General features: G+C 52.8%; 36 protein-coding genes. 1 reads left to right on the forward strand and 35 read right to left on the reverse strand.

All coding sequences use genetic code 11. The features are described from left to right. Positions 1 to 2 precede the first annotated feature (2 nt). The 5 genes from traL to traM all read right to left on the reverse strand — a co-directional run bounded on the left by traL (position 3) and on the right by traM (position 2368). Positions 3 to 308, reverse strand: coding sequence for a type IV conjugative transfer system protein TraL (gene traL / locus CE636_RS02095; RefSeq protein WP_004144424.1), 306 nt, complete (start codon positions 306 to 308; stop codon positions 3 to 5). Positions 309 to 321: 13 nt separating this feature from the next. Continuing rightward, a complete protein-coding gene (gene traA, locus CE636_RS02100; protein WP_004194426.1) occupies positions 322 to 690 on the reverse strand; it encodes a type IV conjugative transfer system pilin TraA in 369 nt (122 codons plus the stop codon). A gap of 68 nt (positions 691 to 758) precedes the next feature. Continuing rightward, positions 759 to 959 (reverse strand): TraY domain-containing protein, encoded by a 201-nt coding sequence (locus CE636_RS02105; RefSeq protein ID WP_004194116.1) that lies wholly within the window; start codon positions 957 to 959, stop codon positions 759 to 761. 85 nt (positions 960 to 1044) lie between these two features. After that, complete coding sequence (locus CE636_RS02110) at positions 1045 to 1746, reverse strand: hypothetical protein (RefSeq protein WP_004194113.1); 702 nt, start codon at positions 1744 to 1746, stop codon at positions 1045 to 1047. Between the two features lie 229 nt (positions 1747 to 1975). Then, on the reverse strand, positions 1976 to 2368 hold the full coding sequence (traM, locus tag CE636_RS02115) for a conjugal transfer relaxosome DNA-binding protein TraM (protein WP_004194114.1): 393 nt from the start codon (positions 2366 to 2368) through the stop codon (positions 1976 to 1978). Between the two features lie 431 nt (positions 2369 to 2799). Between traM and CE636_RS02120 the strand changes: the two genes are divergently transcribed. Next, a complete protein-coding gene (locus tag CE636_RS02120; protein ID WP_001568108.1) occupies positions 2800 to 3285 on the forward strand; it encodes a transglycosylase SLT domain-containing protein in 486 nt (161 codons plus the stop codon). A 32-nt stretch (positions 3286 to 3317) separates the two neighbouring features. On the opposite strand, the gene CE636_RS02125 is transcribed toward CE636_RS02120, so the two are convergent. From CE636_RS02125 to CE636_RS02325, 30 genes are all read right to left on the reverse strand, one after another. Continuing rightward, on the reverse strand, positions 3318 to 3647 hold the full coding sequence (locus CE636_RS02125; protein ID WP_011977736.1) for a DUF5983 family protein: 330 nt from the start codon (positions 3645 to 3647) through the stop codon (positions 3318 to 3320). Between the two features lie 32 nt (positions 3648 to 3679). Then, complete coding sequence (locus CE636_RS02130; protein ID WP_004152492.1) at positions 3680 to 4501, reverse strand: DUF932 domain-containing protein; 822 nt, start codon at positions 4499 to 4501, stop codon at positions 3680 to 3682. An 829-nt stretch (positions 4502 to 5330) separates the two neighbouring features. Further along, on the reverse strand, positions 5331 to 5744 hold the full coding sequence (locus CE636_RS02150; protein WP_013023817.1) for a helix-turn-helix domain-containing protein: 414 nt from the start codon (positions 5742 to 5744) through the stop codon (positions 5331 to 5333). Beyond that, positions 5745 to 6023, reverse strand: coding sequence for a helix-turn-helix domain-containing protein (locus CE636_RS02155; RefSeq protein ID WP_004152721.1), 279 nt, complete (start codon positions 6021 to 6023; stop codon positions 5745 to 5747). Continuing rightward, on the reverse strand, positions 6013 to 6333 hold the full coding sequence (locus tag CE636_RS02160; RefSeq protein ID WP_004152720.1) for a type II toxin-antitoxin system RelE/ParE family toxin: 321 nt from the start codon (positions 6331 to 6333) through the stop codon (positions 6013 to 6015). The genes CE636_RS02155 and CE636_RS02160 overlap by 11 nt, the downstream gene beginning before the upstream one ends. Before the next feature lie 80 nt (positions 6334 to 6413). Further along, positions 6414 to 6638, reverse strand: a complete 225-nt coding sequence (locus CE636_RS02165; RefSeq protein WP_004152719.1) for a hypothetical protein — start codon at positions 6636 to 6638, stop codon at positions 6414 to 6416. A gap of 10 nt (positions 6639 to 6648) precedes the next feature. Then, positions 6649 to 6861, reverse strand: coding sequence for a hypothetical protein (locus CE636_RS02170; RefSeq protein WP_013023815.1), 213 nt, complete (start codon positions 6859 to 6861; stop codon positions 6649 to 6651). A 60-nt stretch (positions 6862 to 6921) separates the two neighbouring features. Next, positions 6922 to 7278, reverse strand: coding sequence for a hypothetical protein (locus CE636_RS02175; RefSeq protein WP_013023814.1), 357 nt, complete (start codon positions 7276 to 7278; stop codon positions 6922 to 6924). Between the two features lie 841 nt (positions 7279 to 8119). Continuing rightward, a complete protein-coding gene (locus tag CE636_RS02190; RefSeq protein WP_013023810.1) occupies positions 8120 to 8437 on the reverse strand; it encodes a hypothetical protein in 318 nt (105 codons plus the stop codon). Between the two features lie 14 nt (positions 8438 to 8451). Continuing rightward, positions 8452 to 8802, reverse strand: a complete 351-nt coding sequence (locus tag CE636_RS02195; RefSeq protein ID WP_013023809.1) for a hypothetical protein — start codon at positions 8800 to 8802, stop codon at positions 8452 to 8454. Next, a complete protein-coding gene (locus CE636_RS02200) occupies positions 8799 to 9071 on the reverse strand; it encodes a hypothetical protein (protein WP_014343506.1) in 273 nt (90 codons plus the stop codon). Before CE636_RS02200 ends, CE636_RS02195 begins: the two co-directional genes overlap by 4 nt. A gap of 692 nt (positions 9072 to 9763) precedes the next feature. Beyond that, entirely contained in the window at positions 9764 to 9883 is a 120-nt protein-coding gene (locus CE636_RS02210) for a type I toxin-antitoxin system Hok family toxin (RefSeq protein WP_159376494.1), read from the reverse strand. Then, entirely contained in the window at positions 9828 to 9980 is a 153-nt protein-coding gene (locus tag CE636_RS29305; RefSeq protein ID WP_004150508.1) for a DUF5431 family protein, read from the reverse strand. The genes CE636_RS02210 and CE636_RS29305 overlap by 56 nt, the downstream gene beginning before the upstream one ends. 169 nt (positions 9981 to 10149) lie before the next feature. Then, positions 10150 to 10524: a hypothetical protein gene (locus CE636_RS02220; RefSeq protein WP_001568060.1), complete on the reverse strand. Its 375-nt coding sequence runs from the start codon at positions 10522 to 10524 to the stop codon at positions 10150 to 10152. Between the two features lie 55 nt (positions 10525 to 10579). After that, positions 10580 to 10906 carry a hypothetical protein gene (locus CE636_RS02225; RefSeq protein ID WP_013023807.1) on the reverse strand — a complete coding sequence of 109 codons (327 nt, stop codon included), beginning with the start codon at positions 10904 to 10906 and terminating at the stop codon, positions 10580 to 10582. Continuing rightward, a complete protein-coding gene (locus CE636_RS02230) occupies positions 10903 to 11631 on the reverse strand; it encodes a plasmid SOS inhibition protein A (RefSeq protein WP_001568058.1) in 729 nt (242 codons plus the stop codon). The genes CE636_RS02225 and CE636_RS02230 overlap by 4 nt, the downstream gene beginning before the upstream one ends. Continuing rightward, the gene (gene psiB / locus CE636_RS02235; protein WP_013023806.1) at positions 11628 to 12059 is read right to left on the reverse strand and encodes a conjugation system SOS inhibitor PsiB; all 432 of its coding nucleotides are present in this window, start codon (positions 12057 to 12059) and stop codon (positions 11628 to 11630) included. Before psiB ends, CE636_RS02230 begins: the two co-directional genes overlap by 4 nt. Positions 12060 to 12103: 44 nt before the next feature. Beyond that, on the reverse strand, positions 12104 to 14161 hold the full coding sequence (locus CE636_RS02240; protein ID WP_013023805.1) for a ParB/RepB/Spo0J family partition protein: 2058 nt from the start codon (positions 14159 to 14161) through the stop codon (positions 12104 to 12106). A gap of 69 nt (positions 14162 to 14230) precedes the next feature. Beyond that, positions 14231 to 14479, reverse strand: a complete 249-nt coding sequence (locus tag CE636_RS02245; RefSeq protein WP_001568055.1) for a DUF905 domain-containing protein — start codon at positions 14477 to 14479, stop codon at positions 14231 to 14233. Positions 14480 to 14527: 48 nt separating this feature from the next. Beyond that, entirely contained in the window at positions 14528 to 15070 is a 543-nt protein-coding gene (locus CE636_RS02250; RefSeq protein WP_015344994.1) for a single-stranded DNA-binding protein, read from the reverse strand. 829 nt (positions 15071 to 15899) lie between these two features. Next, the gene (locus tag CE636_RS02265; RefSeq protein ID WP_004152756.1) at positions 15900 to 16463 is read right to left on the reverse strand and encodes a methyltransferase; all 564 of its coding nucleotides are present in this window, start codon (positions 16461 to 16463) and stop codon (positions 15900 to 15902) included. Between the two features lie 47 nt (positions 16464 to 16510). Further along, on the reverse strand, positions 16511 to 17866 hold the full coding sequence (locus CE636_RS02270) for a DUF3560 domain-containing protein (RefSeq protein ID WP_017901369.1): 1356 nt from the start codon (positions 17864 to 17866) through the stop codon (positions 16511 to 16513). 51 nt (positions 17867 to 17917) lie between these two features. Beyond that, positions 17918 to 18148 (reverse strand): hypothetical protein, encoded by a 231-nt coding sequence (locus tag CE636_RS02275; RefSeq protein WP_001568051.1) that lies wholly within the window; start codon positions 18146 to 18148, stop codon positions 17918 to 17920. A 91-nt stretch (positions 18149 to 18239) separates the two neighbouring features. After that, complete coding sequence (locus tag CE636_RS02280) at positions 18240 to 18467, reverse strand: hypothetical protein (protein ID WP_001568050.1); 228 nt, start codon at positions 18465 to 18467, stop codon at positions 18240 to 18242. A 679-nt stretch (positions 18468 to 19146) separates the two neighbouring features. Next, positions 19147 to 19467, reverse strand: coding sequence for a hypothetical protein (locus CE636_RS02300; RefSeq protein ID WP_001568049.1), 321 nt, complete (start codon positions 19465 to 19467; stop codon positions 19147 to 19149). Positions 19468 to 19501: 34 nt separating this feature from the next. Then, positions 19502 to 19756, reverse strand: a complete 255-nt coding sequence (locus tag CE636_RS02305) for a DNA polymerase III subunit theta (protein ID WP_011977779.1) — start codon at positions 19754 to 19756, stop codon at positions 19502 to 19504. A gap of 187 nt (positions 19757 to 19943) precedes the next feature. Further along, on the reverse strand, positions 19944 to 20135 hold the full coding sequence (locus tag CE636_RS02310) for a hypothetical protein (protein ID WP_001568047.1): 192 nt from the start codon (positions 20133 to 20135) through the stop codon (positions 19944 to 19946). 42 nt (positions 20136 to 20177) lie between these two features. After that, entirely contained in the window at positions 20178 to 20684 is a 507-nt protein-coding gene (locus tag CE636_RS02315) for an antirestriction protein ArdA (protein WP_001568046.1), read from the reverse strand. 42 nt (positions 20685 to 20726) lie between these two features. Continuing rightward, positions 20727 to 21155 (reverse strand): antirestriction protein, encoded by a 429-nt coding sequence (locus CE636_RS29160; protein ID WP_001568045.1) that lies wholly within the window; start codon positions 21153 to 21155, stop codon positions 20727 to 20729. A 680-nt stretch (positions 21156 to 21835) separates the two neighbouring features. Beyond that, complete coding sequence (locus CE636_RS02325) at positions 21836 to 22603, reverse strand: hypothetical protein (RefSeq protein WP_001568044.1); 768 nt, start codon at positions 22601 to 22603, stop codon at positions 21836 to 21838. Positions 22604 to 22617: the final 14 nt, after the last annotated feature.

The raw sequence follows: 22617 nt of genomic DNA on the forward strand, positions 1-22617 counted from the left end.
ATTTATTTAATCCACTGCCGGAAACAGGAGTCCGGAACATCATGAAAGAAACCTTTAAGAAGGGAGGTTGGCAGATACCAGTAAATCAGGTCGCGTAGCCAGGAACTGCCCCGCCCTTTTTTCAGTTTCTTGATACCCCAGAAAACCAGTACCGCTGAAGCTATGCCAAATATGAACTTGCTGGTCCAGAAACCCCAGCCGAGACAAATCACGGCCGGGATAAGTTCATCGAGATATAAGCCAAACCAGCGGGACTGGTTAGTCAGTGTTTCCGGGAAACGGTATCGCTTTAATTCGTCTCCCGTCATCACGTGCTTCCTGTCAGTAACCGGCGACCGACATACCGATGGTGATAAAGGTGGAAATAATCGCGAAGCCAAACAGGAACTTCACGTTTTTGGTCATCATGTACATGATGCCGCCGGCGACAACTTCCGCCAGAACCACCCATTTGACGACGCTGGACTGCTTACCAAACGTGCCTTTAACGGTCGCATCCCCGGACTTCATCAGGTCGGTTGCCGTGGTGGTGGCCATCGCAGCATCCGGGAAGAACGCCGCCACAGCAGCAACCGGCAGCGCAACTTTAGCGACTTTCAGGGCTTTCTTTTTATTGAAAACGCGGGACATAAAAGACGGTTTGGTTTTTTCAGAGACAGCAGAGCCCTGAACACTTAATACAGCATTCATATTTATTTCCTTTAAAGAGAATGTATACGTTAGTAGAAAATCACATCTAAACCTGATTTTTTATATCTTTACCTTCCTTCCTCCTCGCTCTGTTCAGAAAAAATATAATTGGGGAAGCGTCTTAGATGATCTTTAAGTCGCATCGCCACTTCCGTTGACTTCGTTCTGCCACTACGGTTCTTTGCGCTAACTAAAAGCGCATGAGTGTCGTCATCAAGGTAAACGGAAACAATATTCTTATTTCCAGTGCTGGTATAACGCTTTGACACACTGCTTCTCCGATTAGAAACCTTATAGACAAATCATTACACAGAAAGACACAGGAAATAAAGGGGCTAAACTGCCCCAACCAATTTAACAATTTATTAACATAACATATTCATAAACATTCTCAATAAAAAAATATATTTTCCTGCTCCTGTAGCAATCCGTTACAAATGCTCTAAAAGACGGATAAACCTCCAATACTTTCTCTTTAGCACGATCGATCCTTTTTTTTACAATCTTCTCAGGCACAGAAATATAATTTGATATGTCCATATAGCTAAAACCAAGAACATAAAATGAAAGAGGAATGATATTCAAATCACTTATCCTTGCAATAGCCTCATCAAAATCCGGAATGTCTTTTGATTTTATGAATTTCATTTTTCGGCTGGATAATGGAACCGTTATCAGAAGATTCATTTGCCAAAAAAAATAAAAATCATCATCCAAAAGACTGATACACTCAATTCGAATTTGAAAATTTGATTTTCCACACGAAAAAATTTTACTTAACACACAACCTTTACCTAGCGCCATGCAATCAAGTTCTAACTGGGAAAGCATCAACTCCAGTTCATGAAATGATCCTGAGAAACTACCTGCTACACATTCTGTTTTAAAAAAGTCATACATTTGTTCAAATGATGTATTGGAATATAGGACATCGCGTTGTTGGTTTCTTACGCAAACAGAGACAGGTGAGGTGTTATACAACCCCTTTATGTGAAGAAGAGCATCCCTAACCGATTGACTTAAGCTGTCATCACCACTACGATCCATCGCACACATAGGTTCCTCCTTAGAAGGGTTCTATGGATAGTTGGTGTAGAGAGGTTGCATCTCTCTACACCAATGTTTCTCAAATTTTCAGTTGCTCTTGAATTATAAATCCCATTTAACTGGATGTCATCAAAATAGATTAGATCATTCTTCTAAAGATTCTCAAAAAAGAAGTATATTTATTCAACTTATAATAAAAAACTAGACGGTCCATTATTACATTTCGCAATGCCTTACGCTAATCATTGTCAGTGTCATCCACTTTTGGAAAGAATTGCTCTATCACAGCATTAACGTCATCCCGGATGTTTTCTATTAACCCTGACCATTCCCATCTTGGGTTACCATGAACATGAGGACTCAAACATTCAATCCCCAGCACCTTATTCACAGTAAACTGTGTTTTAACCATGCTTTCAAGCAGCGCTCTATTGAATGCCATCTGATTAAACCCGGATTCTTTGCGTTCCATCTGGGCTTCGTAGACACGCAAACCAAGCTCAAGCAACATCGATGCAATACTTGAATAGCTAATATCTTTCTCTTTCGCACCTTCAGCACGACGCTGAACTGCTATCGCATTAATTTTCTCTGCAACTTTGTCATTTACATAAACTTGGATCTTAGCCATAGTCCCTCACAATTATAATCTCGTATAACCCACAAAACTCTAAGTGCTAAAACTACGCATGTTGCGCGATTCACTATTAGAGTCACTATGATAGAAATGACGATTCATTCCACGAATCACTATCCTTTTAGCCACGAATCTAATATAGATTCATGGCTCTTGTAAATAAATGTTTTACAAAAAAATAGTCTCTAATGAATCCCATACAATTCGCCAGTGAATCTATTTAGATTCATAGGCGAATCGCTTTAACACATTAAATAAATGTACTGCACATTATTTTTGTCATAACTCACTGTTTACAAATACCAATCTGCAAAATTTTAATTTTGCGTGGGGTGTGGTGATTTTGTGGTGAGGAGTGCATATATGTTGAGTCTCGGTCTTGGATGGGTTAAGGTTATTCCGGGATTTGGCACGGAGGGGAATTCATGAAGGGAGTAGCGTTTGGTATCATCCTGTCTTTAATACCATTGTCATCAATGGCAGCAGACTGCTTTGATATGGCTGGCAGGGATTACAAAATTGATCCGGATCTCCTGCGTGCTATATCATGGCAAGAATCACGATTTAAAATTGATGCGATTGGGCGTAATCCTGTTACGGGTTATGGATCAGGCTTGATGCAAATTGACTCGCAGCATTTCAACGAACTGTCGCGATATGGAATAAAACCGGATCATCTTCTTAGCGATGCTTGTCTTAACATCTACACCGGAGCCTATTATCTGGCTCAGGCGTTTAAAAAGTGGGGCGTTTCGTGGGATGCAGTCGGGGCATACAATGCAGGCTTCAAAAAGACCCCGCGCCAGGCAGCAAGACGTTACGAGTATGCGAAGAAGATCCATTACTACTACACGGCTATCAAAGCAAGCAAACGAACTTCTTCTAAAGATCAGAAAATCGCCATGAACTAAAAAACCTTCTGATATAAGAAGGCTTGAATTTCTTAAAAATCTACGGCATCTATACCTGGATAATAATCGGCATCACTATCAAAATGAAAAAGCAGATACCCGCCCTCCCGGTGCATTAGTATGAGATTTTTGCGTAAAAATTTTGACACCCCACCTCTTTTTAGCGCCAGAAGATGGCGTTTGAAATCATACATCCTTATAACACAACCATAAGGTGTATCATGTATCCACTCTAAGTAACTATCGCAAGTTAGATAATTGGTTGTTGATGAAAGCACCTGAAGAACTCTGATATCACCTTCTTCCATATGTGAAATACTGATACAGACAGCTTTAAATTCAAACATAAGTATTCCCACCATCAAAACGCCGGACAGCTGCCCGGCGCTTATAATTAGCCTTTAAGAGTGCGGAATTTCTCCGCAATTAACCACAATGCCTTATTGAGTTTAACATCACCATCGATTGCTTTTACTGGCCGGGTTGTTGTTCTTTTCCCTTTTTCAGTTCGGCCAGGCAAACCGCCTTTAATCAGATTTTCCTGGACCCTTTGATATGTAGTCCAGATGTCATCTTTTTTATCTTCATAACGGCGCGGATGAATTATCTGTTCAATACTGACCGGAGATTTATTTTCATCTTCATATCGGTAGGTTAATGCAGCTTGTCCAAACAGACGCTGTTCTTCCTTGGTTAAGGCAATAGACTTCATGACATCAACGCCTTCAGTTATTTTATCGAAAATTCCCAGAACTTCGTAAGCACCTTCGATAACCCTTCCCACAATATCACCTTTATGAGGTACACGAATCTCACCAAACGACGTACCGCACACAAGGCCATTTGTGCATACAAAACGGAACATACCCGGGATCATTTGATAACTGGACGATCCATCATGCGAGTTAAGAAGAATGATTTCGGGTACTTCTGTTCCTTTATTGGCCCCTTCACGGCGAAGTCTTACCATATGCTTAGTATGCCCCCGTTTATCCTCATCCCTTACTCGTGACTGACAGGCAAAAAATGGCTGGAAACCTTCTTCACGTAATTTATCCAGCAGTGTAATGGTTGGAATATAGGTATAGCGATCACTACGTGAATTATGCTTTTCTTCTGAAAACACAGAAGGTACAACCTTGACTAATTCATCGTTAGTCAGTGGGCGTTCCTGACGAATGGAATGAGTAAGTCCAAATCGGGATGCTAAACGCATATTATTCTCCTTCACCTGTTTAATTTTTTAACCATCACCCGTTGAGTTGCCGGGGCCGCGGTTTTGACTTTGTGCGGGGACCTGCTGAACCTGCCCCCTGGATATAACCTTCACCCGTTTGAGAGCCGTTCGCCGCGAGGGCGTAAACGAGCACGGCCCGGTGCAGATGTCCGGGGGTGAGCGGGAAATTTTTTTCGGTCTAATGAAGCGCAGCGGAATGGCCGGGAAAAATTTATTGCGAAAGGCCCTGCCGTCCCCTGGACAGCAAGACGGGTTGTGCTTGTCTCAGCCCCGGCGAATGGACTCAAACGGGTGATACGGCGCCAGGGGAAAGGAGCAGGCACCCGCCGCAACGACGAAGAGCGCGGGCGCGAAACGGCGTTGCCCCGCAGAGTGCCGGCAGCTTTATCGCCGGCACGGTGAAAGCGGCGCGGCCGGAACGGTCGCAGCAAGCGCTGCCGTTGACCTTGACTTCAGACATCAGACACTAGCCGCCAGGCCCGAAACCGCGTAGCGGGTTCGGCGGAGCTTACCGCGTCTTTTCGCGGTTAGCGGAGTGTGGCTCGACGACCGGACAGCGCAGCTGGCCGGGAGCCGAAGGTGTCCAGTATGGGTGTGCTTTTAAAGCCTTTAAGGTTTAAAAAGAGACATCACAGCAGGGAGAAGAAGAGGAAGCAGACAGACAGCAGGCAGCAAACAGGGAAGACGCGGAAAGGAAATGCGGGCGGCGCGTCAGCGCGGCCAGGTTTTCCCGGCGCCGCAGGCGCGCGGCCTTTCGAGGCGCGGCCAGACGGGGACCGATGCCCCCTTCGCCTGCTCTGTTCCCGAATCAGTCAACAAACATCGAGACCGGGATTTGAAATCGATTTGCCAGCGCCCGCATGTGATCAAGGGTCAGACTGCGTTCACCACTGAGGATCCGGCTGACGAGTGATTTGTTGCCTATCTCGTTTTCAAAATCGGACTGTGAAAGCCCGCGTTGCTGCATAAGAACCCGCAGCAACGATACACCGTTTTTACCAGCTTCGATGCGCGTATTAAATTCTTCAAATTCCACCGCGTTATTTTCCCAGGCATCAATGCGGGCAGTCAGTATATCAACCAGCGGGCTGTCCGGGTCATGTTCCAGAAGATACTCAACGAGTTTACGTGCATCTTCGTAATCTTTGCGGGACGAACTTCCACCCAGCAGAGGGACAATACTCGCCAGGTCATTCACCGCTTTATTGGCATCGCTAATCATTCAAACCTGCTGAATTTTAAAGTTAACACCGCAGGCTCTGGCGTACCGAACCAGCGTCTGAATACTCATTCGCGAAGCGTTCTTCTCCATACGTGAGATAGTAGGCGCTTTGATGCCCATACGTTCTGCAACCTGTGCCGACGTCAAACCCGCTTCTTTTCTCCATGTTGCTAAGGTTTCCCGAAGTAGCTCCGAGGCTTCTTCTGCCTCGAATGCCGCGCTGTACTCATGATCGTTCATTGCTTCGGTATGAACCTGGCTAAGGGTTTTATATTTCATTCTGCATTTCCTCCAGTCTGCGAAGTGCCTGATCTATTTCTGCCGGGGGCGTTTTTGGCGATTTTTTGATAAAGATCCGAAGTAGAAAAATACGTTCACCACTCTGATATACCCAGATTCCGCGGGCGATATCTGCCCCCATTGTACGTATTTCGAAAAGGCCGTTTCCAAGCGGCTTGGTATCTGGCTCGCGTAGCTGGCGAGGGTTTGCTTCCAGCTTCATGAGTAGCCTGGCCATTTTTGCACGAATGGCAGCAGGCAGAGCCGTAAACTCTTTTTCAGCCTCATCATGAAAGATGACTGTGAACATGAATGTAATCTCTGGTCCGTATGTGCACACGTTAGCTCAAAAGCTAACTTAGCTCAAGAGCTAAGTTAGCTAGCTTCTCACTACCCGACCTTTACGACTTCAATGCCCAGGATCAGAGCTATGAATTCTGCTTTGTTCTGAAGCAACCAGGTGCGTGCTTCGGGTGCCTGAGCTTTGCTGATATCGATATCAAACTGATTAAGCGCTGCAGCATCGGCGTGTCCAAGTGTAATACCGCGCCACTGCATCCCTGCAAAATAGGCGTTCCCTGCCCCCTGCTGGATTTTTCCTTTCACGTGTTCCATTGCCCAGACCTCATTCCACGCCCAGACGGCGGAACATATCGGCGATGATATTCCGGCGCGTATATGAAGCACCTGCGGCTTTCAGATCGGCCAGCACGTTATAGGCGTAACTGGCATCTTTTCCATGAAAAGCGATCACCTTTTCCGCTTTTGGTTCAAAACAGGATGGGGAAGTTTCCCGGAAGAAAGCCTCTGATGAGTGTTGATTGCCGTATACTTTCATTTTGCGTTACCTCTGGTCTTTAAGGGATGGCAGCGATACGCCGCCATCCGTGTTTATTTCTCAGCAGTCGTTTGCCGCCAGTTCACTCATCAGTACATCCCGTGCTTCCAGCGCGCGTTCCTCTTCGGCTAGCGTCAGCAGATAGCCGCGCTTTGCCGCAGCGCCCATTAACACCGGACGGTCTTTCAACGGCAGCGCATCCAGATAATCCAGCGCACCACCCAGCAGATGGGCCTGATACAGCTCGTAATGCATCCCGCAGCTCCGACCAGCCTTTTTCTCGATACGTTCCAGCACTACATCGGCGCGGATAACATCGAACGGGTTTCGGGAATGAATGTTGCGCACAAAACCGTCAGTCCGGAGGGTTGTGCTTTCTTTGGTGGAGGGTTTTACGTTGACGTTTTGTGTGCTCATCCAGCTTTCTCCTTTATCTGTTTTTTCTGCCTTTTAAAACCATCACCCGTTGAGTTGCCGGGGCCGCGGTTTTGACTTTGTGCGGGGACCTGCTGAACCTGCCCCCTGGATAAAACCTTCACCCGTTTGAGAGCCGTTCGCCGCGAGGGCGTAAACGAGCACGGGCGACAGCAGCTGTCCAGGGCGCGGTTTACCGCGTGCCATTTACCCTGGACGGATGATGGCGACTGTGCTTGTCTCAGCCCCGGCGAATGGACTCAAACGGGTGATACGGCGCCAGGGGAAAGGAGCAGGCATCCGCCGCAACGACGAAGAGCGCGGGCGCGAAACGGCGTTGCCCTGCAGAGTGCCGGCAGCTTTATCGCCGGCACGGTGAAAGCGGCGCGGCCGGAACGGTCGCAGCAAGCGCTGCCGTTGACCCTGACCTCAGACATCAGACACTAGCCGTCAGGCCCGAAACCGCTTGCGGGTTCGGCGGAGCCCGGCGGGTGCGAAGCAGCTGCCCTGGCGGAGTGTGGCTCGACGACTGGACAGCGCAGCTGGCCAGGAGCCGAAGGTGTCCAGTGTGGGTGTGCTTTTAATCCTTTTCAGTTTTAAAAAGGGACACAGCAGGAAATAAAGCCATCACAGGAAGGAACGGAGGAATATAAGAACAAAAGCCCGCAGAGAAATAACGGGCTGATCCAATGGACGAATCGAGAACAATCAACATAAATCAATATCTACAGCTCAATAAGCGGGCTGGATGTAATAATCCGCGTCACAAAATTAACGCTGCCATATATAGGGATTTATTAATTCCTGAAACTGCATTTGTCCGGAGCACAGACAGGTCAGGAGCTTACTTATCATTGTTTTCACTCACATTATTCGTTTCAAACGAGACAAGAAATGTTTTCAGCCCTGCACAAAACGCATTGAATTCTTCCGGTGTGACATCTGCGGAACGTTTTATTCTGGCTCCGCGAAGATGAGAATTACCGGATGCATTTTTTTCCGCCCCGGCACTGCGGATTATCGAGTCGGCCCGGCTTTTTGAACATTGAACACCGCCCAGGCTGATAATTTGTGCAACATCGTTCCTGTTGAGGCAGCCAATCGCCCCGGCAATCATCTTAAGATTAGCCGTAAGTTGTCTGCAGGAAAGTACGTCACTCATCGGATTTACCTTCTTCAGCGATCGAGCCGTTCGACGGTGGCCAGCAATTGCGGATAGGTCGCTGACTGACACTTTTCGTACAGTGATTTAGCTGCGGGTATCCCTTCCAGATAATCATCCGAGTCCCGAATTTCCTGAGCCAGATATTCAATAAAGGCGGGTTCCACAACGGAGCCATTCAGCACATTAAGCAGAACCTGTGTTTCTTCGGCATCGAGAGGAAGGGCACAGGCGCGAACCAGATGCGCATAGCGATCAAAGATATTATTCAGCCGTTCAGTCACCCCTTCCCTGTGGGAGTTCAGATGTGCTCGCAGCTTAGGCGAAGGTGTGAAAGAGGGGTTGCGGGAGATCTCTTTTTTCACTGGTTATCCTCAGAATACTGGCCCGACATAATTAAGAATTTGCGCCGCTCCCTCACGAACTGTCGGTACCATTTACGGGCAACACTGGCCAGATCGTCCTCAGAAGCGCCACAGGAAAGCGTACTCCCCATGAACCCTCCACCACAGCAAATCTGGGCGCCGGTGTTACCAGGGTGCCCCGGGGACTCCAGGTGAACATAACCGCCACTGTCGGGTGCGTAAAAACTGAAAATTTCGCCGGTTTTACGGGATTTTATCGTGAAGTTCATGCTGGCTCTCCTTTGGCTCACCCGCGACTGCGCTTCGCCTCACTGAGTTAAGTGGAACAATTTCTGTTCATTACGCAATCAACTGTATGACAGATGTCATACATAATCAACAAAAAAAGCCTGCTTAAAAAGCAGGCGAACATCACTGTATCATATAAGGAATGAACTGCAGTATCACCTGGCAGACCGGGCGACTGATTTACCAGGAAAGCGGATACCGCGCATTGCACGAATAAGTTATAGCAGCACTTTTCCGGAAGGAAAACCCGGCAGGCGGGCGGGTTAAGTGCTATGCAACCTGATGTAGCGCCGGGTTTCCCCGGGGAGCCTTTGGACAGCCTCACTGACTCGTGGTCTTTTAACTCTGCCGTTGCTGTTTCCACCCCTCCGTAAAGAGGGCTACGCTACAGAGAGAACTTATCACCAGAACCCAAATGTTCACAATCAATCACTTTTTTTTCAGACTGATGACAGGGTGTTACGAAGAATGAAGGATGTTAATGTGACTTGCGATTCATTGAATCTGTGTTGTAGGTAGATGAAAGATTTTTGCCCGCCTGTCGTGCGGGCTTTTTTTCCTGTAAGCAGGAAAAAGGGGCTACCGGTGAACGGTAACCCCTTCATAAAGGCGCTTCAGGCTTGTCAGACATCATCTCCCCTGAATGGCGGGGGCTTCCCCCCGCCGGGGTTAGCTACTTAGCGGATTCGTAAGCCAGAAAAGCCGCCACCTCCCTGTTCGTGTCCCTGTACCGGATTTCACAAAGTGATTTCCGGGTGAGGTAAGTGAATATCAGCAGTGTGAGGCACACTATTAATACGCACCCGAGCAGAGTGTTTCGCGGCAGTTTCATGGCCTTCTTCTCCTTGCCTTGCGGCATCTAAGAGGCTATCCTGATGTTGTCTAGGCATACAGGTGGCCTCGTGGGTTAATGAAAATTAACTACGGGGCTTTCTGCTTTTTGCCACACAACACGGTAACAAACCACCTTCACGTCATGAGGCAAAAAGCCTCAAGCGCCACGTCGATTATACCGGGACGGTGCTATTTCTTACCAGGTATATCCACGCTTTATGCTGCTTAGCGCTTTAAATATCTAATGTATACCCATCCCGCAATCAAGACGCCCGTGCCCAGCGCAAGATTAGGCAAAATCACATCGTTTGCACTTGCATATATGGTATTAGGATCATGTTGCCCCCAGAATGCCAGCTTGTACCCGATGCCCCAGACAAAGAATATAATCCCGGCAATCAGAACGCCGAATTCTATAACGCCGAGCAGGATTCCATCTAACCAGTCAGGCGGATCACGCCATGTGATGACCGCAGCTATTAGTGTGCAGATAATCTGGCCTGCATAATAACCAGGGGAACCATACCATTCCGGAGCAACATGCTTCACGATCAACCAGAACAGCACGTTCATTAAGATAACGAGCAACCAGTACCTCATAGTTCTGCTTTCCTTGTATTTGGCCATCTGAGTTGTCAGACAGCATTGTACTTATTCATCGGGCGGACTTGCCATTGAAATACTCCGGACGCGCAGCCAGTTCACGCTCGATTAACTCGTCGGCAAACAAAGGGGCAACACGATGAATACGTGCCTGCATGTTGCGCCTTCTCACCGCTGCTTTCCGTTCATCGCTCCAGCGTTGGATCTGTTTCTGGCCGTGAAAATCCACGCATACAGCGTAACCTGAGCCAGCCACCCAGCGTGACATCACCTCTTCAGGTGCCGCCTGCCCAGCCTCCACGACAACGGAAATCAGTTCCCGTGGACCCGGGCAGGGCCTGTGCGGCAGTTTCCAGCGCAGAGAATAGCGCCACTTCATACACCACTCCGATCAGCCAGCTTATTTGGCACCTGCCAGCGTTCAGCAACACGAATATGTTCAGGTGTTTCCCGGACAATTAACGGAATTTCGTACATCACTGCATACAGCGGCTCACCGCTGATGCGAAGCCAGTCCAGTTCCTTCAGCGATGTGAATCGCGACTGCCAGCGCCAGAACGGTGCTGCAAGCTCTGCCGCGTCAAACTCGTCGCTCCACCGGGTGTACCAGGTGCAGACGGTTTCCGGTGACTGAAAATTCAGTTCTGTGACAGCCTGTCCCAGCAGGTTCTGACGCAGTAACCAGGACTGCTCGACCTGACGGGCTTCACGGCGCATTTTTCGGGTGAAGGCAAAGTCCTGACGTTTTAGCCTGCGTACTGTTCGGGTATGAAGGACTTCCGGAAAAAGTTCAGCCTGCACATCCATTGTCAGCGGCAGCGGACAGTATTCCCCGTGGCTGGAGATAAGCATATCCAGCGCCTCTTCCACCTGTTTCAGGCTGGAAAGGCGGTCTTTTGGATCACGGTGAAGGCCAGGAATACGGCGGGCAACGTCACTGTTAATCCGGCTACAGCCTGTCAGCAGGCGCAGGAATGTCCGGACGTGTGGCATCGATGGCAGACGTGCGCCGCGCTGGCGAGCCTCTTCCACCGTCATGATGGCCTGCAGCGCTGCCTGACGGGCTGGTTTCAGGGATACAAGAGCACTGGATGACGGGATCATTGTGCGCCCTCCTGTGACAGCGTGCTGATGATGCTGGCAAACGAGTAGCCACCGGCGTCAAGACACTCGATGAGATCCAGAGTATGGGTGATGAGTTCAGGGTTGAATGCATCCATCACGCGAACGACAGAGAACGGCTGACCGTCACGGGTAACAAAGACCACTATCCAGCGAGGATTCAGCTCCCCCGGACTGCATACCGCCACATCAAAGTGACCATGAGGGGGGGTAAAACGGATCTGGACAGGAAAGAAGCCGCCAAATTCGCACCGGTATTCGGCATTCACGGACCAGCCGGACGGTGAGGTCAGATCGCGCATGACAGCGTGACTCAGCTCCCGGCGAAAGTCTTCACCGGCGGCGCGGTAGTCTTCCAGCTCATCAGAAGACATGGTTTTCAGGACATCCAGAGTCAGTACCGTTTTCATTTTCAGTCTCCTTATCGCCGCCCCGCAGGGCGGCGTCTCCGTTATCAGGCGGCGCAGGCCGGGTTGTTATGGTCGGTGACGTCGCCGGCATCAGCGTCGGTATCGTTCTGACTTATTGCCAGACTGAGTTCAGACTTTGCGGCAAGCTGTTTCTGATTGTCAGCACTGGTCATCCATTCCGGAACCCAACGGATTTTTGAGAGGAAGTGCTCTGCATGTTCAGCGGCATCCTTTTTCTTCATCTTCGCGGCGTCCTGTGCTGCGCCAGCCAGTCCGGCCTGAGAGAGTGCCTGTACAATGTGTGGCAGCTTCATGTGCGAGAAAAGGTTATCAGCCGTCGGTTTCCACCAGTCACGAAGGTCAAACTGAATGGCGTTTTCCACCCCATCCAGCGAACTCTGGTGTTTACGACCAAATTCATCCTTGCCCTGTACACCATCTATGGAGCAGGCGGTGCAGAAAGCCATCAGTGCCATCAGGGTTGCGCCATCGAGCGTAAAGAAGGTGGTCATATCCTTTCGCCAGTTTTCCGGCAGCAGGGCTTCAAGACGTTCTTTTTCTGACTGGATGGCCTGAAACGCAACGCTGTTTTCACCGTCAGGTGCTTCACGGGTCAGCGCGTAATGCGACACACTCACGCTAATGCAGAACGGCTCTTTGACGGACGTTGTGGTATGGAAAACCGAGTTACACATTTTCCAGACCATCAGCGCGACGGCTTTCTGCGGCTGCTGCAACAGGGCCGCCTGAACCGCCAGTGTGCGTTCAGAAGAAAGGCGGGTCAGCAACGGGACACTGACGGCGTCCAGCGGATCGACTTTTTCAGGGGCCAGATCGGTGGATGCATCCTTCTCCTCCATTTTTTCATCGGCGCACAGCACCACACCGCGCTGTACTTTCACCTCCTGGCCAGTCCAGGAAACCACCACTCCGGCAGATTGCTTCATTTCATCCGTCCATGCCCGGTGTTTTGCCCGGTGCGCGATGGTCTGCTGTTCTTCCCAGACGGCTTCCAGAGCCCCGGCCAAGACGTCATCATTCACGCCGGGGTTCTCGTCTTCATACTTAGCTTCCAGAGCTTCCAGTTCCGCAAGACGTTCTGATTCGGCTTCGGTATATTCCACAGGCGGGACAGCATGCAGGCGCCAGATTTTAGTGTCCTTCCCGTAGTGTGAAATCGGGTCAAGACGACCATCACACCATGACCAGCCTTCCGCTTCGCGGAGGTGCTCCGCGATGTTCTGCAGTTTTTCCAGCAGGGCGGTATCGAGCGATGCACTTTTGACATAGCCGCCGTTTTCGCTGCTGAAGAGATCAACCCGGATTTCATCCGGACTGAATGCGGCCTCTCCCACAAAGCGGAATTTGTCGCCGTTTGTGGAAACCTCTTCTGAGGTAATGAGGTTACGGATCGAGGAAACTGATACTTCATTATTCCAGGACCGTTTGCGGGCGGATTCCAGCACTTCCACCTGGCGTTTCTGATCGCTTTCGAGCGCCAGTGCCTGGCAGTGTTCGGTGGTGATTTCATCCTTCGCCAGCGCCGCCAGAATTTCGGGAGCCAGTTCGGTCAGTTTCAACATGCGCTGAACATGACGCGTACCGAACCCCAGTAAATCGCCAATCTGCGCGGGGGTTTTCCCCTGCTCTGCCAGTGTGCGGAACCCGGCGATCTGTTCAGACGGATGCATTGCCATCTGCTGTTCGTTTTCTGCCATTGATGCCGCAACAGCCAGTTCATCAGGTACCTTTTTCACCATCACCTGATATCCGGCATCGATACGGTTTTCACTCTGCAGGAGCTGCAGCGCTTTCAGGCGACGACCACCGGCAGCCACACCACAGCGACCATCCGGGAGGTTATGCACGACCAGATTCTGCAACAGGCCAATGGCTTCAATGGAATCTGCCATTGAACAGACTTTCTCCGCCGGATAGGGAATGGTCCTGACGTTCAGGGGAGACTTCACCAGTGCCGTCACCGGGACATACTCGACCTGTGCGGCATCGAGAGCCACTTTAAGCGCCTCAGCTTCGGCAGACTTAAGCGTTTTTTTGCTGGTTTTCGGTGCAGTTTTTACCTTAGACTCTGTTGCAGACATAATTGATACCTCTTAGCTATTGATGAATGTCTGCCGGACAGCCCACCTGTCCGGCCTTCTTCTTACTGCTTACTTCGTTTTGCGTACTCCGTAGTCCCGGATGTAGCGGTTCATCATGTCCTCGCCGCCCGGTTCAAAATTCCAGACGCGCCAGATCATGCTGCCGTCATCCTGATGACGGACGACAAGGCGAAAATGAGTCCCCTGGTCATCTTCAATCGCCACATTCTGATACTGCGCTGCGACAACCTGAGCCTGCTCGCGGGTAAACGTGCCATCCGGCAGGGATACAAGCGGGGACAAAACGTTATGGTCCATGTGTTTCTCCTTTTCTGCCCCGCCTGAACGGGGCGTCTTCATCGTGGTTTAAAAGGGCGCTTCATCATCCATTGGTGGGAAATCATCCGGGAGTGGCTGAGGCGGTTGCTGAGACGGGGCGGCATCCTGACGGCCTTTCTTACCGCCCTTCGCTTTCGGGGATTTAGCTGCGGCCTGAGCAGGTTGTGCCGGGGTGGCAGTATTCTGCGGCTGCGCGGCGCTCTCAGGCACTCCGGATTCACGGCGGCCGCCGAGCATCTGCAGGGTGCCGTTCTGCCCGACCAGCACCTCGGTGACGTAGCGCGTGACTCCGGCATCGTCCTGCCAGTTGCGGGTGCGCAGCTGGCCCTCGATGTAGACCTGTGCGCCTTTACGCAGGTATTCACCCGCCACTTCCGCGAGCTTGCCGAACATGACAACACGGTGCCACTCGGTGTTTTCGCGCATCTCTCCCGTCTGCTTGTCACGCCATGTTTCAGACGTGGCCAGCGTCAGATTGACCACTGCGCCCCCGTTGGGCATGTAACGCACTTCCGGGTCCTGTCCCAGATGTCCAACCAGAATGACTTTGTTAACGCCACGTGCTGCCATGATGAATCTCCTTAATCCGTTGTTTTGCCTTTTAAAACCATCACCCGTTGAGTTGCCGGGGCCGCGGTTTTGACGTTTTGCGGGGACCTGCTGAACCTGCCCCCTGGATATAACCTTCACCCGTTTGAGAGCCGTTCGCCGCGAGGGCGTAAACGAGCACGGCCCGGTGCAGATGTCCGGGGGTGAGCGGGAAATTTTTTTCGGTCTAATGAAGCGCAGCGGAATGGCCGGGAAAAATTTATTGCGAAAGGCCCTGCCGTCCCCTGGACAGCAAGACGGGTTGTGCTTGTCTCAGCCCCGGCGAATGGACTCAAACGGGTGATACGGGTACCAGGGGAAAGGAGCAGGCACCCGCCGCAACGACGAAGAGCGCGGGCGCGAAACGGCGTTGCCCCGCAGAGTGCCGGCAGTCCTTCGCCGGCACGGTGAAAGCGGCGCGACCGGGACGGTCGCAGCAAGCGCTGCCGTTGACCTTGACTTCAGACATCAGACACTAGCCGTCAGGCCCGAAACCGCTTGCGGGTTCGGCGGAGCTTACCGCGTCTTTTCGCGGTTAGCGGAGTGTGGCTCGACGACCGGACAGCGCAGCTGGCCGGGAGCCGAAGGTGTCCAGTATGGGTGTGCTTTTAAAGCCTTTAAGGGTTAAAAAGAGGCATCACAGCAGAAAGAAGAAGAGAAAGCAGACAGACAGCAGGCAGCAAACAGGGAAGACGCGGAAAGGAAATGCGGGCGGCGCGTCAGCGCGGCCCGGTTTTCCCGGCGCCGCAGGCGCGCGGTCTTTCGAGGCGCGGCCAGACGGGGACAGGTGCCCCGCCGGCTTAACGTGTCATCAGACGGTTATTCTGAGAATGGCGGTCGCTACCTGGGTATACGTGAATGTTCCCCGCGGCAATGGCTCCCAGACGTCCGCCAGGGACTCCAGCGCCTTTTGCTGACGCGGCCCGTCCAGACATATGCCCGTCAGAATCCCGCCAGGCTCAAGCAGAGTTAATGCCCGCCGGATATGCCGGATATCATCACCGCGATTAAACGGCGGATTCATGATAATTCGGGTATACCGGCGCTCCGGATGATATTCGAGAAAATCTCCGCACCAGATCCGGACCTCCGGGAAATGCGCCTGCAGGTGACGGGCTAACCCGGCGTGCAGCTCCACGGCGTCACACTTCGCCCGGGGGACTGCATCCCTGATCGCCTGCAGTATGGCGCCCGTTCCGGCACTGGGTTCCAGTATGCGATCGGTTTCCCGGACATCAGCCAGCTCAACCAGCCGGCGACATTCCGGGGAGGGGGTGACAAAAAGTTGCGAGCTACCCTGAATTTCAGCGACAGGGGCGCGCCCTTCCAGTTTGTCCCGCATCGCCTGAATACGGTGTTTAAGGTCATGATGCATGAATGTACTCCCTGACCTCCCCGGCAAGATGCCGGGGAGCCTTCCTGTTATTTTTTCGGAATTTCAACGGTTTTCATGTCTGTGATATACACATTCACGAGCGTACAACCGTGCGTCATGCACCGGCGGAAGCGATAGGCGCCGTGTGTTTCGGTTTCTGCAGCAGCCCGCACGCCTTTATAATCAGCGGGTAATTTCGCCCACTCGGCTTTTGTCATTTCCCGGAACCCTTCCCCCGGATAATTGACGATCGGTGGGCGCTTCGCCGCTTTCTTCGCGTTGCTGGCTTCCTCCGCTGTCGGGGCTTTGTAGTCCGTGATACGGTCGGGCGTGAGTTTCATCGTGCCGCTGTAGCCCAGAAAGCGATAACCGGGCGTTTCGACTGAACTCACCTCCCCCTTACTCCGGTTAACCCGGAGAATGGTTAACCATTCTCCCCGGCTCAGTACCTGCCCGCCTGGTTCAAATTCCTGTGTTCGGGTGACAACGCCACCGTTTTCATTGAGCATCGCGCGTTCGTAGGCCAGGCGGTTCTGGTAATGATTCACCCAGCGCTGTTGGTGGTTAATCGTGCGCTCATGACAGCGGATCGCAATATCACGCGCCTGTTCAAAAGTAATGATCTCCTCAGACAGGGCAGAATGGAGAGACATCGAGCCCTCATACTGGCTTTTCTCTGCCGGGCGGGGGTATTTGTCGAGCGTGAAGCAGGCATGAATATGATCATAATTACTGACCAGTAACGCCATTTTCAGATCGAGCGTCTGCGCACGCCACATCGTCATATACTTTTCAGACCGGGCAATGTGCTTTTGGGACTTGCGTAATTCCGCCTCGATTTTTTTGATACGGCGGTAACGCACATCCGGACGCTCCTTGTATTTCGCGTGCCGCAGAGAGGCCTGCGCGCGCTGTTCCCAGTATTCGGCGCGCTCGAACAGCATCACCGCACGTTTCATGCCGTTCTCAATTTTCTGCGCATGCCGGCGCGCGCGGCGCTCGCTGTGGTGGCCTACCAGGATCGGCTGTCCCAGCGGGACAGCCGATGCCAGCGAATCAACATGCGCAAGCGCCTGCTCCGATTCAACCGCCCGCCGGTCACTGTAGTCACTGAACCGCCCGGCGCGCTGCTCCTGGCGATCAAACAGGGTGCTGTCCTCGTCCTCGATATCACCGGCGAGGGAAAGCAGGACATCCTCCCGCCCCGGCGTCCAGGCTGGCGCCACAAAAAGTTCCTGTTTGGGCGCCCAGCGAAAGCCTGCTTTGTTGATCAGGGAATACGTTTCTTCATCGAGCCGTAATGATGCGTAAAGTCGCAATTTATTATCATCGGGTGAATAAGTTTCCCGGTAAGTCTGGCCTGCGGTGTTTTCCGTCGTGATCTGTGCGGTAGTCGGTGCCATTGTGTTTTCTCCTTCCTGCAGTTGCCGCCCCTCGCGGGGCGGCTCACCTCATCAGTTAAATGCGCGTTTCAGTTCCAGCGTGCGGAGTACCTGCCCGAGGGCGGTATTTTTCATCGCGGGGATGTGGACACCGCGCCCTTTGCGGTGACTTCTGGCGATATGACGCCCGAAAGCTCTGAGAGCGGGATCAATCTCCGGTGCGGTGATATCTGCGCGCAGAATGCGCGAATGACGACGGGGCTTTACAGCGCCTGCGGAAGGTGAAAAAATAGAAACGATCATAGAGTTGACTCCTTATGGTAGTTAACGAAGCCGGAAAAACCGTTCGTGCGATTTTTACGGCGTGGGAGAAGCAGGGTTTACCCTGCTTTTTTCATATCTGCGGTTTGCTTCCCGCTTCTTCTTCCTCCTTCTTAAGCTGATCGGTAATGTCTTCCGGTTCGCCCAGAAACCAGCCTTTGACGGGTTCACAGCGTTCAATAAACGCTTTTATCGCCCGTTTTCCGGTCGTGGCCTGCACCCGGGTAAACATCGGCAGATTGCCGCTGGCATTGCTTCCCAGAAATGCGATCCGATACGTTCGCAATGAAGGATCCTGCATTTTTCTTTTTCCTGATTTTTAAAGAACATCACCCGTTGAGTTGCCGGGGCCGCGGTTTTGACTTTGTGCGGGGACCTGCTGAACCTGCCCCCTGGATATAACCTTCACCCGTTTGAGAGCCGTTCGCCGCAAGGGCGTAAACGAGCACGGCCCGGTGCAGATGTCCGGGGGTGAGCGGGAAATTTTTTTCGGCCTAATGAAGCGGCAGCGGAATGGCCGGGAAAAATTTATTGCGAAAGGCCCTGCCGTCCCCTGGACAGCAAGACGGGTTGTGCTTGTCTCAGCCCCGGCGAATGGACTCAAACGGGTGATACGGGTACCAGGGGAAAGGAGCAGGCACCCGCCGCAACGACGGAACGCGCGGGCGCGAAACGGCGTTGCCCCGCAGAGTGCCGGCAGTCCTTCGCCGGCACGGTGAAAGCGGCGCGACCGGGACGGTCGCAGCAAGCGCTGCCGTTGACCTTGACGTCAGACATCAGACACTAGCCGCCAGGCCCGAAACCGCGTAGCGGGTTCGGCGGAGCTTACCGCGTCTTTTCGCGGTTAGCGGAGTGTGGCTCGACGACTGAACCGCGCCAGCGGGTCAGGAGCCGAAGGTGGCCCCGGAGCAGATTGTGTGAAAGGAAAGTGAGGCAAAGCCAGAGGAAGAGCAGCAGCAAGATGAAGGGTACCGGTCAGGTCAGGACTGAGATTCGCCCTGCTCTTTTCTGTACTGTACAACGCAGTACCAGGCCGAAGCCAGGAAAGCAAAAACGGTGATCAACCCGCGTAATTCGTCACCCGGCTCTTTCCCCTTCAGCATCAGCGTTATGATGATGCCGGCAACGATAATCCACGCAATGCCACTCCAGAGGCGCAGCTTATCCGCCACGACATTAATCAGAACAAAAGCAACGGCCAGGATAGCCCCCCACAGAGCCGGAACAGGCTGAAACGGAATAAAAAACAGGTTAATACCGGTTAAAAGCGTCACGGCTGCAAACATCAGAGACATACGCATAAAATTTCCTCCCTGGACACACTGACTATAAGAATCACTTCTGCTGCTCATCTCCGGGTTTATTATATTCGGGCGCATTTGCGCGCGGCAGCTGCTGACTGTTCAGTCGATGTACGCGGAGCCGTTCATGGAAATATTCGCGCAGGTGTTCAGGCTGTTCCCGTTCAACAAGTTCCGGCACGACGGGCTTGTTCATGCGCTCCTGCCAGGCAACAGCAGCAGCCACCTTATCGACGGCAACTTTATCCTGCTCCTCCTTTGAAAAAGAGGCGATATTCCACTTTGACATATGCTTTACCGGTCTGCTTTACAGGAAGATATCCCTGATAATACGCGAATTCCGGGGCAACAGCGACTGACAACGGAGAGGAGAGTGCGCGGCGCCGGAGGCGCGGCGACGTCTCTCTCCGGCAGGCGCAGCCTGCCCGGGTTTTCGCGCGGCCGGAAGCGGCAGAGGTTCCCCCCTGCCCTGTGATTTATCGTGCCTTTCCCCCCTGAAGAATGAAATGGCCGCCAATATAGACGGCGCACTGACAGGTCATGTATTCGCAGATTTCATCCATCACCTGCGCAGTGGTCAGTTCCCGCTGACCGGCATCGCGGCGGCGGGCATTAATCAGGGCTTTGTACTGTCGCAGGATATCGCGGCTTTGTGGTGCAAGTTTCATGTGCTTTCTCCTTAACCGGCGGGCTTCCCCGCCGGATAGTAATCAGTTGCTGAATACATAGCCTTCATGGAAGACATAGCCGCTGCTGAACAGATCCCGCGCATAAGCCTCATAATCGAAATAGACGCGCAGGGATTCAGGCACCTCGTTTAACAGGCCGTGATCCTCCACAAAGCCATAAGCAAAATCCGCCTCGCTTTCAGCCTCGCCACAATACGCCTCATCAAAGGCGTCATAGTCGCACTCGCCGGTATAGTCCGCCCAGGCCACAAACGCGGCAGCGCGTCCTTCGTCCTGCGCCTGCCGGAATGCCTCGATAAACGCCCACTTAACAGAGGATTCAGAGGCAAACTGAGACGGGATCCCTTCCCAGTCCTGAAACATAAACTCGGGGTCATCCTCGGCGGCATGCAACGCCCGGCAGGCGTCATAAAATTCGTCTTCGTCGTCGAAGTCGGTTAAATCAAACCATTTGCCAAAAATACTGCCGCCGTTGTACTGGTGATATGTGCCCACGTAGACGGCCGGAACGGTTACTGATGAAGTCATTTTTGTCTCCCTGCGGGGCGGTGTAACCGCCCCGGTCGTTAATCAGTCCAGCGCGGCGTAAATAGCACTGCATTCGGGGTGAAAGGTGATGTGATTCCAGAGCTGGGCATCACGCAGCATATAAAGGCGAGTCAGCGCCGGGTTACTGCTGTCATGATGGGCCGCCAGACGGCGATTAATCGCCAGGCTGGTCAGAATAATGCCCGCCGCGTCGGCGCTGACAGTGCGATCAAACCAGTTTTCGCTACTGACCAGATGTACCCGGCCACAATCCGGCATCATGTAGCCGCCCCCCTCCGGCAGGCGAATAAAATGCCAGAAGCCGCCCTCATATTCGGGCATCCATTTTTTGGCCAGAGCGTACACCTGTAATTCCGCGAGCATGAAATCCGTGCCGAACAGGTACGGCATAAAAGACAGGCGGTCGGACTCCTCAACATTCAGGACCGGGCATGTATTCACATACTGCATGGATAAACCTCCGTAATCACATAGACTGCGGCACCGGGTTGTGCCGTGCCGACACGACAGCCCGGCGAAAAGCGGAAGATGCAGGGGCGACACCGGAGGCCGCAGCGCAGATATAGCGCGAAGCTGGTCTGGACGGTTTTCGAGCGAAACCTGAGCGAGAAAACGACGGGAAGAACGGCGAGCATCATAAAAAACCTGCGACCGGGCGAGGATGGCGGCGTCAGCGCACCCTTGCATCTGCAGCGGCCGGGCTAAAGTGAAGGCACGGCACTACCCGTCGCGATGCAGGAGGTTGAATACAGGGTTTCTCTCCCCCGTTTTTTGACCACCGGGAGAAAAGCGGAAGCAGATGTCGCAACGCGACAGACGCAGTAATAAGGCCACGGACCGGAGGGATGGGGCCGGGTGAAGCGGAGCCGGCGGCAACGGCAAGCCGGCGACTGCCTTATCCGGGGATGGCGGCGCCAGCGAACTCCAGCCTCTGCGGCTGCCGGGCTAAAGTGAAGGCACGGCACAGCCAGCACACGGCACGGCGATAACAGAGGGTTGTGTTCACCCAAAAGGCCCGGAAACCGGGCCGGGTGGACGCGGAGCCGGCACGGCGACATCCTTATCGCACCACACCTCCTGTGCCGGCAGGCTGACAAGGGAGGGTCCCCCTCCCCTGACGCTCCGGGCTGTCACTCCTGAGTTCTGCTGGCGCGGGCCTCTCTCACCATTTCCCTTAAAACCCGGCGATCAAACCAGCGCCGGACCGGAGTGTCCGTAAAACGCAGCTGATCAGCGATAACCCCTGCGCTCCTGATAGTTTCCTCCCGCTCGTTAACCAGGGTGAGCAGGACCGGGCAGAATCGCGCATCGCGAATAAGAATGGCATCGAGGACCTGATCCAGCCTGTCGGTTTCGTCTTCGTCCAGGCAGTTATCATGATCATACTCCACGGCCAGCAAGCGCCAGTCACCGATCCGCCTGTCCATCAGACGGGGAGTGACGGACGGCGTCAGCGCGGCGGCGATGCGCTTCGTATCCCGGTGGACGATTTCCGATATCTGCGTGAGGGAGGCTTTCAGGAAGGCCAGCAGATCGTCACATTCCGCCGCTGTCAGCCACTCCTGAGCGTAAGGCAGGCGGATAACCTGACAGTCAGCCAGCCGCTCCGGATGCGGATATGCCTGCACCGGAAAGAGATGCAGACGAGCCGGGGTTCCCGCCAGCCGCCGGGCGCTGGCGAGCAACAACGCTGCCCGGCCATACGTCAGCGGCTGACAAAGCTGTTCCGTAAGCGTGAGGATTTCCACGCCACTGAGAGAGCCGCAGGCGGCAAGCCAGCCGGGTACGGTTTCGGGGGCGACGGGCGCCATATCAACAGTGTCGGGCCAGCCAGCCTGGCGCAGCATCCGGTCGCCGTGACGCAGAATAAGCGTGTTAAGGGTTTCTTTTTTCATCATTATCGTCTCTGTCC

This window comes from Klebsiella sp. LY, assembly GCF_004010915.1.
Lineage (GTDB): Bacteria > Pseudomonadota > Gammaproteobacteria > Enterobacterales > Enterobacteriaceae > Klebsiella > Klebsiella quasipneumoniae.

Bases quoted from the DNA above. Each gene is read 5' to 3' on its own strand.
- CE636_RS02275 (WP_001568051.1), bottom strand. From the start codon at position 18,148: ATGATCGTTTCTATTTTTTCACCTTCCGCAGGCGCTGTAAAGCCCCGT.
- CE636_RS02160 (WP_004152720.1), bottom strand. From the start codon at position 6,333: ATGTTCACAGTCATCTTTCATGATGAGGCTGAAAAAGAGTTTACGGCT.
- CE636_RS29160 (WP_001568045.1), bottom strand. From the start codon at position 21,155: ATGCAGTATGTGAATACATGCCCGGTCCTGAATGTTGAGGAGTCCGAC.
- CE636_RS02310 (WP_001568047.1), bottom strand. From the start codon at position 20,135: ATGAAACTTGCACCACAAAGCCGCGATATCCTGCGACAGTACAAAGCC.
- traL (WP_004144424.1), bottom strand. From the start codon at position 308: ATGACGGGAGACGAATTAAAGCGATACCGTTTCCCGGAAACACTGACT.
- traM (WP_004194114.1), bottom strand. From the start codon at position 2,368: ATGGCTAAGATCCAAGTTTATGTAAATGACAAAGTTGCAGAGAAAATT.
- CE636_RS02220 (WP_001568060.1), bottom strand. From the start codon at position 10,524: ATGAGGTACTGGTTGCTCGTTATCTTAATGAACGTGCTGTTCTGGTTG.
- CE636_RS02300 (WP_001568049.1), bottom strand. From the start codon at position 19,467: ATGCGTATGTCTCTGATGTTTGCAGCCGTGACGCTTTTAACCGGTATT.
- traA (WP_004194426.1), bottom strand. From the start codon at position 690: ATGAATGCTGTATTAAGTGTTCAGGGCTCTGCTGTCTCTGAAAAAACC.
- CE636_RS02315 (WP_001568046.1), bottom strand. From the start codon at position 20,684: ATGACTTCATCAGTAACCGTTCCGGCCGTCTACGTGGGCACATATCAC.
- CE636_RS02325 (WP_001568044.1), bottom strand. From the start codon at position 22,603: ATGATGAAAAAAGAAACCCTTAACACGCTTATTCTGCGTCACGGCGAC.
- CE636_RS02170 (WP_013023815.1), bottom strand. From the start codon at position 6,861: ATGAAAGTATACGGCAATCAACACTCATCAGAGGCTTTCTTCCGGGAA.
- psiB (WP_013023806.1), bottom strand. From the start codon at position 12,059: ATGAAAACGGTACTGACTCTGGATGTCCTGAAAACCATGTCTTCTGAT.
- CE636_RS02165 (WP_004152719.1), bottom strand. From the start codon at position 6,638: ATGGAACACGTGAAAGGAAAAATCCAGCAGGGGGCAGGGAACGCCTAT.
- CE636_RS02125 (WP_011977736.1), bottom strand. From the start codon at position 3,647: ATGGTGGGAATACTTATGTTTGAATTTAAAGCTGTCTGTATCAGTATT.
- CE636_RS02305 (WP_011977779.1), bottom strand. From the start codon at position 19,756: ATGTCAAAGTGGAATATCGCCTCTTTTTCAAAGGAGGAGCAGGATAAA.
- CE636_RS02155 (WP_004152721.1), bottom strand. From the start codon at position 6,023: ATGAAATATAAAACCCTTAGCCAGGTTCATACCGAAGCAATGAACGAT.
- CE636_RS02250 (WP_015344994.1), bottom strand. From the start codon at position 15,070: ATGGCAGCACGTGGCGTTAACAAAGTCATTCTGGTTGGACATCTGGGA.
- CE636_RS29305 (WP_004150508.1), bottom strand. From the start codon at position 9,980: ATGCCTAGACAACATCAGGATAGCCTCTTAGATGCCGCAAGGCAAGGA.
- CE636_RS02270 (WP_017901369.1), bottom strand. From the start codon at position 17,866: ATGGCACCGACTACCGCACAGATCACGACGGAAAACACCGCAGGCCAG.
- CE636_RS02150 (WP_013023817.1), bottom strand. From the start codon at position 5,744: ATGATTAGCGATGCCAATAAAGCGGTGAATGACCTGGCGAGTATTGTC.
- CE636_RS02230 (WP_001568058.1), bottom strand. From the start codon at position 11,631: ATGATCCCGTCATCCAGTGCTCTTGTATCCCTGAAACCAGCCCGTCAG.
- CE636_RS02190 (WP_013023810.1), bottom strand. From the start codon at position 8,437: ATGAGTGACGTACTTTCCTGCAGACAACTTACGGCTAATCTTAAGATG.
- CE636_RS02245 (WP_001568055.1), bottom strand. From the start codon at position 14,479: ATGGACCATAACGTTTTGTCCCCGCTTGTATCCCTGCCGGATGGCACG.
- CE636_RS02175 (WP_013023814.1), bottom strand. From the start codon at position 7,278: ATGAGCACACAAAACGTCAACGTAAAACCCTCCACCAAAGAAAGCACA.
- CE636_RS02240 (WP_013023805.1), bottom strand. From the start codon at position 14,161: ATGTCTGCAACAGAGTCTAAGGTAAAAACTGCACCGAAAACCAGCAAA.
- CE636_RS02110 (WP_004194113.1), bottom strand. From the start codon at position 1,746: ATGTGTGCGATGGATCGTAGTGGTGATGACAGCTTAAGTCAATCGGTT.
- CE636_RS02120 (WP_001568108.1), top strand. From the start codon at position 2,800: ATGAAGGGAGTAGCGTTTGGTATCATCCTGTCTTTAATACCATTGTCA.
- CE636_RS02130 (WP_004152492.1), bottom strand. From the start codon at position 4,501: ATGCGTTTAGCATCCCGATTTGGACTTACTCATTCCATTCGTCAGGAA.
- CE636_RS02200 (WP_014343506.1), bottom strand. From the start codon at position 9,071: ATGAACTTCACGATAAAATCCCGTAAAACCGGCGAAATTTTCAGTTTT.
- CE636_RS02225 (WP_013023807.1), bottom strand. From the start codon at position 10,906: ATGAAGTGGCGCTATTCTCTGCGCTGGAAACTGCCGCACAGGCCCTGC.
- CE636_RS02280 (WP_001568050.1), bottom strand. From the start codon at position 18,467: ATGCAGGATCCTTCATTGCGAACGTATCGGATCGCATTTCTGGGAAGC.
- CE636_RS02265 (WP_004152756.1), bottom strand. From the start codon at position 16,463: ATGCATCATGACCTTAAACACCGTATTCAGGCGATGCGGGACAAACTG.